This window comes from Paenibacillus sp. Marseille-Q7038 (genome assembly GCF_965111595.1).
Window position 1 is genome coordinate 2,065,809 of record NZ_CBCOOM010000001.1, and the last position, 14,068, is coordinate 2,079,876.

Genomic DNA, 14,068 nt, shown 5'->3' on the forward strand with positions numbered 1-14,068 from the left:
AACACCTTCTACTTCGTTATTTTTTTATAATAGGTAGCGGCTATAGCGCGGTAAGCACGAATCGCATAGATGGCATCCGGCACTCCGATCACACAAACCAGAGCAAATATCATACACAAAAGTTCTATTATGAGCCCTTCCAACGATAAAGATAAAGGTAATTCCCTAGTCTGCAGCCAGCGATGCAGGAACATGGAGAGAGAGATGACCGCTAGAATCCCATTCCCCGTGGCAAGCCGGTAGCTTAGCTTGGAAGCCATTTGTGAACCAAAACATCCGCAATCGACCCTTCCCTTACGCTGTAAATAATAGATGACACCGATCCCTTGAATAAGATAGAGAATAGACAAACTAAGTAAACCAGCAACGGATGATATTGTTAAAAGGATAGTGACTGAGATTAACTGCATTACAATTAACAATCGATGCATATGGGAATTACCTGGGAAATGATGAGGATCACGGAAGATTTTACTCCATGTATAACTGACAATGGAAAAGAACATCGGAAAGGTTAGGAAGATAGCTGTAAGATCATACAAGATCATCAGGTCTCCTTTGAACTTGAACTAGTTCATGAAGATAAGAATAATGGAACCTACAAGAAGCATGTAGGAAGCTGCTAACCTCATGGCAGTCAGCGCTGTGTATCTGAATACTCTTTTCTCCAGCATCTGATAGACGAACGACCGAATAATAGGAAGGCTGAACAACGTCCCTCGCACGATTCCAAAACAAAAACCCGCCACTATACTTAGCCACCAGGGATCTGAGAACAAAGAGATCAGAACATAACAATGAAATAATACGCCCGCTTGGAGAGTAATAAAGCCCATCCCCAGAATATTTCCCCATAGCGCAGCTGTACGATATCCTGCATCTTTAATCCATGAAGACGGTACGATAAAGTTACCGGAAGGCAGAAGCCCTGTTTTGTTCCACAGTTCAAGCCCAATAAAGAGAAGAAATAGGATGATAATAACGGGCTTATAATACAAGTCTAGTTGAATTCCTTTCAGTAGAAGGTTTGCTCCACCGATGAGTAGTCCTGTTAACACTCCGCCCAGTATACTGAAAAAAATATAGACGCCCGCATATCTGACTTTGCTGACCTGTGTACTCTCCAGACTCCCGAGAACATTTAGTCCACATGTCGTATCAACACTTGCAATCGCAGCCGCCACAGCAAAAACAAATAATAAGAAGGACAACAACTTCGCACCTCCCCTTATTTCACGTGGTGAAATACTTCCCTTATTCATCGTATGAGTTATGGAATGAAATTAGCCTTAAATCAAAAAAACAAAGCAAAAAAGAAACAAAAGTCTCTTCGTATGCTTTGTTTTTGGTATTTTGGTCATACATTTGTTATAAGTTCTTTTCACAAAGGTAAGTGATTATTTTCCTCTTGTGACAGCCATAGAATATAGACCATCTCCTAGACGAGGTCAGGTTATAACGTGATTCCGTTCAACAGGAGATGCGCTTTATACATGTCAAGGGTATTAGGCAATTCGTCTTTTTGGGGCCAGCTTTCGGATGACCATACTGCGCCTTGGATAAAGGCTTTTGGACAGTGGATGAAACATTCCTCAACTTCGACCACAACGGCAAGCCCTGTCGTCGTTCCGTCCCATTCCTGACTTTGAATAAAATCTTCATTCTGAGTGATGATGGCCTTTCCATTGATACGAAGCACTTCATTTAGACCTGGAATGATACAGACCATGCCTACTTGCGGATTTTCAATGATATTCAGTAAAGAATCTGCTCTCTTATTTCCGGAACGATCTGGAAAGGTAATATGCTTGTGATCAAGCACTTTAACAAATCCGGGTTTTCCTCCCCGAGGAGAAACATCCAACTTCGTTTTTGCACTCGCAGTACCTAGAAAAAACAAGGAAGACAATTGCAAATACTTTTCGATATGTTCGTCCACGACATCCACTGTTTTTTTGGTTATAAATTCTCCAGGTTCCTCAATCTTCATACGAAGCTGTTCTTTTGAGCTGATCCTATCTTTCATCCACAAGTCATTTGTCATCTAAAATGCCCCTCCCTGTTACTATAGTCAATTGAAACAAATCACTTTAACTAAGTAGAGTATATCTTTCTCTTCTATTGATTGACAACTAACGAAACTCTTTACTATAGTAATCTGAATATTAAAAAAGCACTTTATTACTTGAAAGGAAGAAATCATCATGAGCTTACCACTGCTTCATCGAACCCAAACAGCTAGCGAGGATTCGTTTGTACAGGGTGTCAAAGACTGTATCCCCACTTTGCTAGGATATATGAGTATTGGATTCGCTTTTGGAATCGTGGGCATCTCCTCTAATCTAAGCATTCTTGAAGTTGCTTTATTATCTATTCTCGTCTATGCGGGATCAGCTCAGTTCATTATCTGCGCTCTTCTTGTTACAAGTACGCCTGCTTCAGCCATCATTTTCACCACTTTCATTGTTAATCTGAGACACTTTCTGCTCAGTCTGACCGTCGCGCCTTATTTGACCCGTTACTCGCTACCGCAAAACATAGGTTTTGGAGCATTATTAACGGATGAGACCTTTGGTGTTGCCGCAAGCCGGATCGCCGGACAGGGTAAACTGAATGATCGCTGGATGAACGGTTTAAATATTACAGCGTATCTATGTTGGATAGCTACTTGTACACTAGGGGCCGTGTCGGGTCAGTGGATATCCCATCCTGAAGCACTCGGACTTGATTTTGCTTTAGTAGCTATGTTTGCCGCCTTATTAGTACTACAGTTACAATCCACTCCAAAAAATAAACTTACACACCGCTTGTCCCTTGTTTTATATATGATCATTTCTATGATTGTTCTCTCTTCCCTGCTTCCATCACACGTAGCCGTATTGATATCGACGATTGTTGTGGCAACCATCGGGGTGGTGACAGATCGATGACGACAAGTATGAGTATGATTTGGCTTATCATAGGATGTATGCTCGTTACCTTGCTTCCACGCATCATTCCTTTTATTTTCGTTCGCAGTGTACAGATGCCTGAGGTCGTTCTCAAATGGCTCTCTTATATCCCTGTATGTATTCTGACCGCACTGGTTACTGAAAGTATGCTGCAAGATACAGGCAGTCTGCTTCGTTTTGACTGGCTTGTAGTAATTGCACTGATTCCATCCGTCATTACTGCCATATGGACAAAAAGCCTCTCTCTCACCGTCATTATTGGTGTTGCCTGCATGGCTTTACTTCGTTTTATGATGTAATACATAATCTATAATTAAAAGAAGAGTTATATTTACGTAAACTATGTGTAATATAGGAATAACATTTCGTTCAGGAGGGAAAGTATATGTTGCATAAAATAGAGCTGAATACATCCAAAAGAGATGAAATGAGAGATATTACACGGGATGTACAATCTTATGTACGAAAAAGCGGAATTGCTGATGGCCTAGCCGTGATCTATACCCCGCACACAACCGCAGGAATCACCATTAATGAGAATGCCGATCCTGATGTCAAACATGATGTCCTGATGAGACTGGATGAAGTCTATCCTTGGAACCATCCAAAATATCGACACGCCGAAGGCAATACTGCCTCCCATCTAAAAGCAATAACGACAGGAACATCTCAGACGGTTATTATACAAAATGGGGAACTGCTGCTTGGAAGATGGCAAGGAATCTATTTTTGTGAATTCGATGGACCACGCACCCGGGATTGTTATATTAAGATCATGAAAGATTAACGTTGTAAAATACAAAAAGGCAGGAGGTTAACTCACTGCCTTTTTCTTTTTCTAATAGAATCGATCCTATTCAATCTCTCAGAACAAACAACATTAATCCGAATAAAGTTGTCCATTAAATGTCTCCGGTCCTACACGTATCGTACCAAGTAGGTTGGTGATGACATAAGCGGAATAGGTCAATTGAGGAGTGACTGGCGGGTTAAAGTCTGTTGCGGTGAAGTTTATAATCTGTGCAGCTAATAAGCTGAGGTCAAATGTGGAAGTTGCAGAATATACGATGGGATCTGTCGCCGCCGTTCCTCTTACAATTCTTATCGTAATACCTGCTAGAGCAAGTGGAATCTGTACGGAGATCGTCCCACTGAATACCACACGCGGATTTGGTCCTACACCAGCTGTGATCAGTCCAATCTGGCCAAATAACTGCGGGGCATTGGTTAGAAGAATAGGTATAGCTATTGAGTTTGATGTTGAGGCATTCTGAGATGTTCTGGAGTCTATAAATTTGCTCATACGTTCTCTACCTCCTATTTCTAGTGATAGATCATCATATGCTTGGCCCCGCCATTTGGAATAAACGGTTTTACTAATTATCTAAAATTATCGAAGTCGTCTATAATACAACCATGTTCGGATGGTAAAAGATCCAAACACGAAAACGACCAAGCTTTGAATCAGAAACGATGAATCATAATTTTGAATGTCTGCCCACTGACGGTATTTTCCTATTCTTAAAAGATGGATAACTACAAAAGGGATAAACATACAAGAGTAGGTAACAGCGATCCGTCTGGCATGTTTTAATTGATGAGACTTGTCACTGTAGATTTGAGGTGGCTCCTCACCCGAATACTCATGGCTCCATAAAGTCCATTTCTGGAAATTGAATGGGGTACAATAAAGAGACTTCCAACCCGCATCTCTGTGAAAAGTATAGTAAGCTTCGTCTACATAGTTTTGATAATCTGCACAATAACTTACCTTACGCGGAGTTCCCTTTTTAAAATAAAAAGTGGCTCCTGTTTTTCCCACATAATAAAGATTGAACCCCTTTTCCTCCATTGTCTCCAGCCACTTTTCAAGCTGATCCGGTGCATAAGTCCAAGCATACTTTCGCTTTACTACGATTTGTCCTAAACGTCTTAACTGCTTTATTTCATTCCTACTTGGTCTTCCTTCTACTTGTCTGCTCTCTTGTAATTGATTCCTTTCACCAAGCAATTTCTTATTAGACGTCTTTATCTTGATAACAGAGTAAAGTGAAAGTAACCATAGTATGATTCCTGTACCTGCCGAGAAGAAAGTGATGATCCAGAGAGGACTTTCAACAAAAGTAGACTGATCTTGAGAAAATATAACCATGCTCATGAGCAGATTAAATACAACAATTACGGTTAAATAAATAAAAATGCTCCCAAAAAGATACATTAATTTATTGTTATGTTTGATTATATTTTCACGTACGGGGTAGCTTTGAATTTCTGTTAAAGGCTTATCGTTTGCTGCTACATACCAGTTTCCACTCTGCAAAACCATGGCCCATCCATTATCTAATAAAAAATTAGATAATGACTTTTTTTGGGTTTTATCGAACCCTATCCTATATAACCTTTTTCTCTGTTCGCCTTGCTGAAATATAAAGTGTCGTGTTAACCGATTTATTTCTGCTAATTCATGACCTTTTTCCGACATAGATGAAAGCCATTCCTCCGTTTTCTGCACATCATAGCTCCAAAAGGGTCTATATACTTTTGCTTTCACCAAAAAACCTCCTGTACTTCTGCGCATTATCGTGTAACTCTTCAAGTCTGCTGATCTCAGCCGTGATTAACTTCCTGCCTAATTCAGTCACTTCGTAAACCGTTCTTCTTTCCTCATCGGCAAACACCATTATAATTCCATCTTTCTGCATTTTTGTTAACGTTCCGTATACGGTTCCCGAACCTAAGCAAATTCTTGAATTCGATATTTGTTCTACATGCTTCACAATTCCATATCCATGCCTTGGCTCTGCTAAGGAAAGCAGAATATAAAAAGCCGTTTCTGACATTGGTAGATACTTTTTCAGTGTTTTTTCGATAACCAGACTACTCTCCTCCCTTTACTTGTACCCATACACTAAAATGAAATGATTATGTCGTACCGTGATTGTATCACGACGTGACATATGATGGGTATGAATTGCAAATAAGGTATATATTTTACATCTCATTTATAGATTCACAATAGTACAGGTAGTGAACTTATTTACATATACAAAAAAGGCTGCTGATTGTAATCAATCAGCAGCCTTTTTATTATTAAGATATTTCGTTCAACTTCCGTTTGGACTGGAGTAGCTTACCTATAAGCTCTTCCATTTCCTTATCTGGCAATGCGTCTGCAAGTGTTTTTTGAAACGTAAGTGTAGCCTTATTTACTTTATCTTGACCGATCTCTGTGAGCGCCGTATACACACTTCTGCGATCCTCTACACAAGCATGCCGTGCAAGGGCCCCGCATCCTTTGTTCTCAAAGCGAGCTACGAGCCGCGACATAGCCGACTGGCTTAGCCCGACCATGGATTCAAGCTGCTGCAATCTTAGCTTCTTCATAGGTGCTTCCGATAGAAATAAAAGCATATAGTACTCATTCAGAGATAAATCGTGTTTTTCTTGTAACTGTTGTTCTAGTGTATTCTCGATATTCGTTATCATTTGAGTTAATGACTGCCAGTTCGAGATGAAGTCATTCATAAGATTTGATTCCATATTGTAATTTCCCTTCAGAATAATAAATGAACCCATGTAACGACAAAACAATCAATAACTGTAGTATAACAAACATTAAGAATGAACACGAGCTACAATGCGTTCTCTTCTTATTTCAAGCGGAAACCCATTTTATATTGTTCAGGAAGTTGTATTTCTTTTTTTAATTGCTCTGCCGCATTTAGAGTCCAGTATGGGTTCTTAAGCATAGCACGACCAACAGCAACAAGATCAGCATCTTCGTTACCAATTACCGCATTCGCAAGCGCAGCATCATCCAGTCTACCTACAGCAATAACAGGGATATCAACATTTTGTTTGATCGCTCTTGCTAAAGGAACCTGATAAGCCACGTGTGTTCCCGGACGTCCGGCTGCTGTAATCTGACCTTCGCCGCCCGCACTTACATGAATCATATCTACTCCAGCTTCTTTATAGGCTTTGCTGAATTCTATGCTATCTTCAATACGATAGCCGCCTTCAACGAATTCGGTTCCTGAAATACGCATGATCAGCGGCATACTCTCCGGCATTTCACCTTTCACTGCACGAATGACTTCAACCGCAAATTTATTACGATCCTGTCCGTATTCATCCGTTCTTTTGTTCGTGATTGGTGATTGGAACTGATGAATAAGATATCCATGTGCTCCATGTAGTTCGATCGTGTCAAAACCAGCCTGCACAGCACGGCGTGCCGCATGACGAAATTTCTCTACCATTCCTTTTACTTCTTCTGTTGTTAATTCTCTTGGTGTTTTTCAGCCCTCATCAAAAGCGATAGGTGAAGGAGCGACAGGTGGATTCGCATCCTCCGCTTTACGTCCTGCATGAGCAATCTGAATTCCGATTTTTGAACCGTAATGATGAACATCTTGCACAATTTTAGCTAGTGGTGCAATCTGATCGTCCGACCATAGTCCAAGGTCATAATCACTGATTCGTCCATCCGGCTCTACATCTGTCATCTCAACAATAATAAGACCCGTACCGCCAATAGCACGGCTAACATAGTGAGTATGATGCCAGTCGTTTGCTACTCCATCTTTTTTGGTAACTGAATATTGACACATCGGGGGCATAACCACTCGGTTTTTAAGATCTAATCCTTTGATCTGATACGAACTAAATAGATCTAACATATATACTCTCTCCTTTTTTTACATCTGAGGTATGAAGCATTGTGTTCCAAAAAAAGCTTACATTCAAATTATTTAATTGATGTATGCACATGCATGAATATTACTACATCCATTTTTCAAAGTCAATAATTTCAAATCTAACCCCTATGTTAATAAACGAATGCATTACGAAATGAATCATGATTGGATAAAAAGAGCCATAAAACGTCCCTCAAACAGGGTACCATTTTATAGCCCTCATTACACTAATTCTTAGCATTCTAAACCAATGCCGTTTGTCCTATTCTGCTAAATAAGTAGCAGTATTCAATAAATTAACAACCAAAGATATAAACCAAGCAGTGTAATAAATAAAGTAGGAATCGTGATGAGTATTCCTGTCTTGAAATAGGTTCCCCACGAGATCCGAATCCCTTTTGCAGAGAGAACATGCAGCCATAAAAGGGTCGCTAGAGAACCAATCGGCGTTATCTTCGGACCGAGATCAGATCCAATGACATTCGCATATATCAATGCCTCTTTTATAGTTCCCGTCACTTCAGCTGCATCGATCGCTAGTGCATTGATCATAATCGTAGGCAGATTGTTCATAACAGACGATAGGATAGCAGCAATAAAGCCCATACCCATCGTAGCTGCGAAGAGCCCTTCTTGCACCATAACCTCTATCACTTGTGCCAAGATATCGGTTAATCCCGCATTTTTAAGCCCATAAACAACCACATACATTCCTATGGAGAAGAACACGATGTTCCAAGGAGCACCTTTAACAACTTCTTTCACGGGAACCACTTCGCTTTTTCTTGCAGCAATTAAGAATATCATGGCAATAAGGATTGCTATAAAGGAGACAGGTATTCCGATAAACTCGCTCGTGAAATAGCCGATTAAGAGGAAAGCAAGAACAATCCATGAGATTCGGAACAATTTTAGATCTGCTATAGCTTCAGAAGGATTCCGTAGATGGGTAGAGTCATATTGCTTTGGAATGCTTTTTCGGAAAAATAGATAGAGAACACCGATACTTGCAGCTAATGAGAAAAGATTAGGAATGATCATTCGGCCTGCATATTCAGCAAAGCCTATTCCAAAAAAGTCTGCAGACACAATGTTAACAAGGTTACTCACGACAAGCGGAAGTGATGTCGTATCCGCAATAAATCCACTCGCGATAATAAACGGAAAGATCTTCTTCTCATCGAAATGTAAAGCACGAACCATCGCAAGAACGATTGGCGTTAAAATAAGAGCAGCCCCATCGTTGGCAAAAAAAGCTGCCACCATCGCGCCAAGCAAACTGATGTAAATAAACATGCGAACACCATGACCCTTAGCGGCTCTTGCCATATGTAAAGCAGCCCATTCAAAGAAACCGATCCGGTCGAGTATTAACGAAATTAGAATGATCGCTATAAAAGCCAGTGTCGCATTCCATACGATCTGAGTCACATCCCACACATCATGAAAGTCAACCACTCCTGCAAGCAAAGCAATAATAGCTCCCCCGCAGGCAGACCAGCCAATCGATAGATTTCGAGGCTGCCATATTACCAAAACCAGCGTTACGATAAAAATAATAATAGGTATAAATACCGAGTCCACCTTACGCCCCCCGCTTACAAATTCATGTTGTATATACTTCTACAAATTAACTCTGTGAGATCATTATTATATAGGAATATACTTATATATTACAGAGATTTTATTATACTTTTGGGCCACATTTGGATTGTTGTTCACTGATTCCTTTCTCACGGAGTAATGCACTCCCACTCGGAAGTTGTTCAAGTACTGCCGAAATATAAGGCTTATCCTCAATGCATAAAGAGTAATAAATCCATTGACCACGTCTTTCTTCTTTCACAATGCCGAGAGATTTCAACTTTCGCAGATGCTGACTGATGGCTGGCTGAGACATTTCAAAAATATCAACGAATTCGCATACACACCATTCCCGTTCTTGTAGCAGTAACAGCATCAATAATCTTGTTTTATCACCAAGCAACTTTAGACGATCAGCAGCTAAGTTAAGTTCCTCTACATTCATATCTTCATACCCTCCTTATCCCATAGAATGAGAATCCGAAACGATAGACTTGCAATATGATTAATCATATACAAACCTCTCTAACATGACAACTACGTAAGGAATGGAATAACACATTTCAAAATATATGTAAAAGAAGTGAACGTGTTAGCCAAAATCAGAATAAAGTATGAAAAAAAGAAAGACAGCCTTTATGTTACTTCTTCGGGATCTTAATTAGGAACTCATTCAAGTCTTGAGGAGGTTGGCACGGTTATGATGAATCCAAAAATTCCTGTATCTATTTTGGCTGTCCCCTTTGATCTTGGAGCTAGTCAACGAGGAACAAAACAAGGTCCAGAAGCCATTCTGAAGGCCGGGCTTGTAAACAAACTACAATTACTCCAAATTAAACACACGCTCCACGAAATTCACTTCCCCCCTTTTATAGAAGAAAGCAATTCAAGTTTCCCACGATTAAAACATCTAAACGAGCATGTAATAGTCCATTCGAAACTTGCTGACGAGGTATACCGTTTATCTAAAAATGGAGCATTCCCCCTTATCCTTGGCGGAGATCACAGTATTGCTATTGGAACGATTAGCGGGCTTAGAAAACATCATCAGAGTCTTGGAATCATCTGGATGGATGCCCATTCGGATTTAAACACGCCCCTTACTACACCTTCTGGTAATATCCACGGCATGTCTTTAGCTGTTAATCTAGGTATGGGAGATCCTAAGCTTACATCAATTGGTGGCATGAAATCGTCCCTTGATCCCAAAAATGTCGTCATTGTTGGGGCAAGATCTATCGATTATGGAGAGCGGAACCTTATCCGAAAAGAAGGCATTACTTGCTTTACGATGCATGATATTGACAAGCTTGGTATGGCGCATGTAATGGAAGAAGCCATTCGTATCTCTTCGTCTGGAACAGATGGTGTCCATCTTTCTTTTGATATTGATAGTATTGATCCGCAGATTGCTCCGGCGACAGGTACTCCGGTTCCTGGAGGACTTAGTTACCGGGAAGTCCACCTTGCTATGGAAATGCTCTACGAATCCAGCATTCTGACTTCTGCTGAAATCGTAGAAAACAATCCTCTGTTTGATGATCATGAGCGTTCTTCAGAGCTTCTGGTCGGTCTTATTGGATCACTTCTTGGTGAACGCATTCTCTAAACAGGAAAAAGAACAGCATCTCCTGATCGGGAAGCTGTTCTTTTTTTATTCTATATATTACGCGGGATTTGGACCTTTTGTTTTCTTCGTTTTGGAACTAGGAAGGGAAACTACTTCCGTGTTTTCGGTTACCTGATCTACCGGATACATTTTACGGAATAAAAGTGTCTGGAAGATCAGGAAAGTACCGCCTGCCAACCAGTAAAGTGGAATTGCTGCAGGTGCACTCATCGAGAAGAACGCCATCATGATCGGTGAAATGTAGCCCATGATCGCCATTTGTTTCTTCTGTTCTGGCGGCATTCCTTGCATAGAGATACGAGATTGAAGCAAGTAAATAGCAGCTACAAGGAGTGCCAATACCATATCCGGTTCCCCAAGTTTAAACCATAGAAACGAGTGACTGCTCATGTCCGGCATGAGACGAATCGCTGTATACACTCCCGAAAGAATCGGTAGTTGAATTAATATAGGCAGACAGCCAATATTAAGCGGATTAAACTGATGTTTTTTATAAAGTTCCATCATTTCTTGCTGCATTTTCTGCTGACTGGCAGTGTCTTTCTTGTTCTCATAGCTTTTTTTCAGCGCATCGAGTTCGGGCTGCATTGCCTTCATTACGCGCTTCATTTTTTGCTGTGATTTCGATTGACGCATCATGAGCGGGAATAGTAACAGGCGAACGATGATGGTCAGTGCAATAATGGCTAACCCGTAACTGCCGTTAAACCAGCCAGCCAGATGCTGCGTGATATAAGAAATTGGAAATACAATATAGTGATTAAAGAACCCTGGTGTTGTACTGCTGATTTCACTCACATTAGAGCTACAACCTGAAAGTAAAAATACCGCTAGTAAACTTGCTAGTATTGCGTAAATCCGTACCGTCCGTTTTTGAATAGGAAAGAATCCTTTTGCTTTTTCCATGTATATCCTCCTCGTTATTGTGTTTTGCATCATTCAATAACGAGGAGTGATACTTATCAGAATCATCATCTGGTGATATTTTATATCTTCGAAGGAGCAAAATGACGGATGTTACATAAAAATCGGCATCCGACGGCATCGGTTCTGGAACGTATTCAGGCCATACTGCTTCGCCTTGCACACCAAGTCTACGAAGTTCACCTGAAAGATGTAACAATGAAATACAAGTAACCGTAAAAATCAGACCGATCGATACTAAATAAGGAATAAAATCATGAAGTTCTTGAAGTTCAAACCATAACAAAAGGATTCACCTCCTTTAACTACTATTATTATATCCTTTTTACAGATGAATAATGGTATCAATTTCACCAATTTTATAACAATATACATTTACATATTTATAAAATCCAAAAAAGCAGACAACCTCTCTGCTTTGACCATCAGGAGTTCTCTGCTTTTTACGATTGTATTCATTTTTTATGATATGAATCTATCTCTCTACAATCTATATTCGGCTTGCTTCTATTCCTGGTATGATCTCTATTTTTTTAGTTATACCAGTATGGTCTTTCTACATTAGGTTCTATATTACTATACAGTTGGTTTCTCACTTTAACTTTACATGTGTACCATGCGCAGGAATTGTTGTGTTTCTTCAGCTCCATCGTTTACTTCATCATCAAACATTCCTTGATCAGCCCAGCAAGCTCTGCAATCCTCTTCTGTAGTACAAAATGTTGCATCTTCACAGGTATAACAGTACATGAGTAAATTCCGGGTTACTTGATCATTTTCGATTGCTTTCATTTCTCTCATCTCCTTGTTTTATCTCTTGAATTCAATTTAACATAAGAAACAGGATATGTTTGTGATTATTTTCACAATATTAAAAATGTCACTGTGTTTTTGTGATTTATATGTGAGACCTCCTGTTATGAATGAATAACAGAAGGTCTTTTTCTTTTTTAGCAGTTTATGAATTCGGCGGAATCGTTATGGTTTGATCAGAAGCTTTTCCCGTCATGGGTCCGATATGAAAAGTAAGGGTATCCCCTTTACGTAGGGTAAACCTGATTTGGTCTCCATAAAATGGAATGTCGTTGATTTCAGCGTATTCCTGATCTGCTTTATTAAGCAATTGTTTGTAAAGCAAAGTACGCTCTCCCGTAGCACGATCAATATAGGTTAGCAATCCTTTCTTATTCGGTCGAATAAGCAGGTACTCTTTGTCAACCGCTTCTACGAAGTAGGTATCATCTTCGCTACCCAGTTTTTTCAGATCATACGTTTGAATGATTTTCCCTGTTCCATCTTCAAGTATACGTAAAGTTTCCCCATCCGTAAGGACGATTTCCTTCTTATCTACAGACAGAACCGCATTTTCTTCAAAACGATTGTAATATTTCACATAGCTCTGCCGAATGACTGCCCCATTCTTAATGACAATCGTAAAAGTCTGCTTATTCAGCATAGGCTCTCCGTAATAATCAGAGATATTCAGGATAACGAGGCCTGTTGCTGTTTTCGTAAATTGATACACGGGCTGATTATATATTTCTTTATTAAAATCATAGAGCTGTTTTTTCGTACCCTTTGCATTAGTTGTAAAAAGTTCGCCCTCCCGGCTAATCTCGTAACGTAATCCCCCATAAACGCTGGGATCATTCCCCGAATATATTCCCGTGGCAGACAACTTTTTAGCTGAGCGGTCATACGTCAGTCCCTCTCCCTGCAATGCGGAAACAAGAAAAGAAGCAGGTACGTAAATATCTTTTCCGCTCTTCATAGGAGCCGCTGACATCGTAATTCCCTTACCGTTAACTACTGCCTGCTTACTGTTTAGTCTAACCGCTACATTCAAGGAAGGACTCATGAGAGTCACTCTTTTTCCAGACTGATCTAAAGTGGCGGATAATGACAAATCCTTACTGATTTGCAGCAAAGGTAAATACGAAACCCCATTCTTGATCATTGCTTTGCCCTCAATAACACTACCTGAATCTAATACCAGTTCATATGAAGGATTCGAAGCAGCTTCTCCTTGCAATGGCTGGGTTGTGAATAATATACTTGCTGCAATAACGGCTGTCCCTATCTTAAGTACATGCAATCTCTTCATTCTGCATTCCTCTCCCTTCATTCTCTGTACTGTACTCATTCATAAAATAAATAACGTTGTTATATGAAATTTGTTGCGTGATTTTATAAATAAAAATAGACTATGCATCTCGTGAAATGCATAGTCTTTCATCTCATCAGTACAAGGAACACTCTCTCAAATTAAATAAAACGGC

17 protein-coding genes and 1 pseudogene are annotated in these 14,068 nt (G+C 40.0%); 4 read left to right on the top strand and 14 right to left on the bottom strand.

Annotated features, from left to right (window positions below):
* Positions 1 to 8: 8 nt before the first annotated feature.
* The 3 genes from ACWPWY_RS09730 to ACWPWY_RS09740 all read right to left on the bottom strand — a co-directional run bounded on the left by ACWPWY_RS09730 (position 9) and on the right by ACWPWY_RS09740 (position 2,044).
* On the bottom strand, positions 9 to 542 hold the full coding sequence (locus ACWPWY_RS09730) for a MauE/DoxX family redox-associated membrane protein (RefSeq protein WP_454191511.1): 534 nt from the start codon (positions 540 to 542) through the stop codon (positions 9 to 11).
* A gap of 27 nt (positions 543 to 569) precedes the next feature.
* Entirely contained in the window at positions 570 to 1,214 is a 645-nt protein-coding gene (locus tag ACWPWY_RS09735; protein ID WP_454191512.1) for a hypothetical protein, read from the bottom strand.
* Between the two features lie 239 nt (positions 1,215 to 1,453).
* The gene (locus ACWPWY_RS09740; protein ID WP_454191513.1) at positions 1,454 to 2,044 is read right to left on the bottom strand and encodes an MSMEG_1061 family FMN-dependent PPOX-type flavoprotein; all 591 of its coding nucleotides are present in this window, start codon (positions 2,042 to 2,044) and stop codon (positions 1,454 to 1,456) included.
* 160 nt (positions 2,045 to 2,204) lie between these two features.
* Between ACWPWY_RS09740 and ACWPWY_RS09745 the strand changes: the two genes are divergently transcribed.
* The 3 genes from ACWPWY_RS09745 to ACWPWY_RS09755 all read left to right on the top strand — a co-directional run bounded on the left by ACWPWY_RS09745 (position 2,205) and on the right by ACWPWY_RS09755 (position 3,738).
* Positions 2,205 to 2,930 (top strand): AzlC family ABC transporter permease, encoded by a 726-nt coding sequence (locus ACWPWY_RS09745; RefSeq protein ID WP_454191514.1) that lies wholly within the window; start codon positions 2,205 to 2,207, stop codon positions 2,928 to 2,930.
* A complete protein-coding gene (locus ACWPWY_RS09750) occupies positions 2,927 to 3,250 on the top strand; it encodes an AzlD domain-containing protein (RefSeq protein WP_454191515.1) in 324 nt (107 codons plus the stop codon). Before ACWPWY_RS09745 ends, ACWPWY_RS09750 begins: the two co-directional genes overlap by 4 nt.
* An 86-nt stretch (positions 3,251 to 3,336) precedes the next feature.
* A complete protein-coding gene (locus ACWPWY_RS09755) occupies positions 3,337 to 3,738 on the top strand; it encodes a secondary thiamine-phosphate synthase enzyme YjbQ (protein WP_454191516.1) in 402 nt (133 codons plus the stop codon).
* A gap of 93 nt (positions 3,739 to 3,831) precedes the next feature.
* Here the strand turns inward: ACWPWY_RS09755 and ACWPWY_RS09760 are convergent, their stop codons facing one another.
* The 7 genes and pseudogenes from ACWPWY_RS09760 to ACWPWY_RS09790 all read right to left on the bottom strand — a co-directional run bounded on the left by ACWPWY_RS09760 (position 3,832) and on the right by ACWPWY_RS09790 (position 9,680).
* On the bottom strand, positions 3,832 to 4,254 hold the full coding sequence (locus ACWPWY_RS09760; RefSeq protein ID WP_454191517.1) for a hypothetical protein: 423 nt from the start codon (positions 4,252 to 4,254) through the stop codon (positions 3,832 to 3,834).
* 87 nt (positions 4,255 to 4,341) lie between these two features.
* Complete coding sequence (locus ACWPWY_RS09765) at positions 4,342 to 5,502, bottom strand: DUF2812 domain-containing protein (RefSeq protein WP_454191518.1); 1,161 nt, start codon at positions 5,500 to 5,502, stop codon at positions 4,342 to 4,344.
* Positions 5,483 to 5,791, bottom strand: coding sequence for a PadR family transcriptional regulator (locus tag ACWPWY_RS09770; RefSeq protein WP_454191519.1), 309 nt, complete (start codon positions 5,789 to 5,791; stop codon positions 5,483 to 5,485). The genes ACWPWY_RS09765 and ACWPWY_RS09770 overlap by 20 nt, the downstream gene beginning before the upstream one ends.
* 250 nt (positions 5,792 to 6,041) lie before the next feature.
* Positions 6,042 to 6,491, bottom strand: coding sequence for a MarR family winged helix-turn-helix transcriptional regulator (locus ACWPWY_RS09775; protein WP_454191520.1), 450 nt, complete (start codon positions 6,489 to 6,491; stop codon positions 6,042 to 6,044).
* Between the two features lie 110 nt (positions 6,492 to 6,601).
* Positions 6,602 to 7,633: pseudogene (locus tag ACWPWY_RS09780) on the bottom strand (NADH:flavin oxidoreductase/NADH oxidase).
* A 306-nt stretch (positions 7,634 to 7,939) separates the two neighbouring features.
* Complete coding sequence (locus ACWPWY_RS09785) at positions 7,940 to 9,235, bottom strand: arsenic transporter (RefSeq protein WP_454191521.1); 1,296 nt, start codon at positions 9,233 to 9,235, stop codon at positions 7,940 to 7,942.
* Between the two features lie 103 nt (positions 9,236 to 9,338).
* Positions 9,339 to 9,680 (bottom strand): ArsR/SmtB family transcription factor, encoded by a 342-nt coding sequence (locus tag ACWPWY_RS09790; RefSeq protein WP_454191522.1) that lies wholly within the window; start codon positions 9,678 to 9,680, stop codon positions 9,339 to 9,341.
* Positions 9,681 to 9,935: 255 nt separating this feature from the next.
* Between ACWPWY_RS09790 and rocF the strand changes: the two genes are divergently transcribed.
* Entirely contained in the window at positions 9,936 to 10,844 is a 909-nt protein-coding gene (gene rocF, locus ACWPWY_RS09795; protein ID WP_454191523.1) for an arginase, read from the top strand.
* A 57-nt stretch (positions 10,845 to 10,901) separates the two neighbouring features.
* Here rocF and yidC read toward each other — a convergent pair whose 3' ends face one another.
* From yidC to ACWPWY_RS09815, 4 genes are all read right to left on the bottom strand, one after another.
* Positions 10,902 to 11,771, bottom strand: a complete 870-nt coding sequence (yidC, locus tag ACWPWY_RS09800) for a membrane protein insertase YidC (protein ID WP_454191524.1) — start codon at positions 11,769 to 11,771, stop codon at positions 10,902 to 10,904.
* Positions 11,671 to 12,075 carry a hypothetical protein gene (locus ACWPWY_RS09805; RefSeq protein WP_454191525.1) on the bottom strand — a complete coding sequence of 135 codons (405 nt, stop codon included), beginning with the start codon at positions 12,073 to 12,075 and terminating at the stop codon, positions 11,671 to 11,673. Before ACWPWY_RS09805 ends, yidC begins: the two co-directional genes overlap by 101 nt.
* A 317-nt stretch (positions 12,076 to 12,392) precedes the next feature.
* Positions 12,393 to 12,581: a hypothetical protein gene (locus ACWPWY_RS09810; protein ID WP_454191526.1), complete on the bottom strand. Its 189-nt coding sequence runs from the start codon at positions 12,579 to 12,581 to the stop codon at positions 12,393 to 12,395.
* Between the two features lie 166 nt (positions 12,582 to 12,747).
* Complete coding sequence (locus ACWPWY_RS09815; protein WP_454191527.1) at positions 12,748 to 13,893, bottom strand: stalk domain-containing protein; 1,146 nt, start codon at positions 13,891 to 13,893, stop codon at positions 12,748 to 12,750.
* Positions 13,894 to 14,068: the final 175 nt, after the last annotated feature.

Coding starts and splice junctions, on each gene's coding strand:
- yidC (WP_454191524.1), bottom strand. CDS start 11,771: ATGGAAAAAGCAAAAGGATTCTTTCCTATTCAAAAACGGACGGTACGG.
- ACWPWY_RS09815 (WP_454191527.1), bottom strand. CDS start 13,893: ATGAAGAGATTGCATGTACTTAAGATAGGGACAGCCGTTATTGCAGCA.
- ACWPWY_RS09740 (WP_454191513.1), bottom strand. CDS start 2,044: ATGACAAATGACTTGTGGATGAAAGATAGGATCAGCTCAAAAGAACAG.
- ACWPWY_RS09770 (WP_454191519.1), bottom strand. CDS start 5,791: ATGTCAGAAACGGCTTTTTATATTCTGCTTTCCTTAGCAGAGCCAAGG.
- ACWPWY_RS09810 (WP_454191526.1), bottom strand. CDS start 12,581: ATGAAAGCAATCGAAAATGATCAAGTAACCCGGAATTTACTCATGTAC.
- ACWPWY_RS09745 (WP_454191514.1), top strand. CDS start 2,205: ATGAGCTTACCACTGCTTCATCGAACCCAAACAGCTAGCGAGGATTCG.
- ACWPWY_RS09750 (WP_454191515.1), top strand. CDS start 2,927: ATGACGACAAGTATGAGTATGATTTGGCTTATCATAGGATGTATGCTC.
- ACWPWY_RS09755 (WP_454191516.1), top strand. CDS start 3,337: ATGTTGCATAAAATAGAGCTGAATACATCCAAAAGAGATGAAATGAGA.
- ACWPWY_RS09775 (WP_454191520.1), bottom strand. CDS start 6,491: ATGGAATCAAATCTTATGAATGACTTCATCTCGAACTGGCAGTCATTA.
- ACWPWY_RS09760 (WP_454191517.1), bottom strand. CDS start 4,254: ATGAGCAAATTTATAGACTCCAGAACATCTCAGAATGCCTCAACATCA.
- ACWPWY_RS09790 (WP_454191522.1), bottom strand. CDS start 9,680: ATGAATGTAGAGGAACTTAACTTAGCTGCTGATCGTCTAAAGTTGCTT.
- rocF (WP_454191523.1), top strand. CDS start 9,936: ATGATGAATCCAAAAATTCCTGTATCTATTTTGGCTGTCCCCTTTGAT.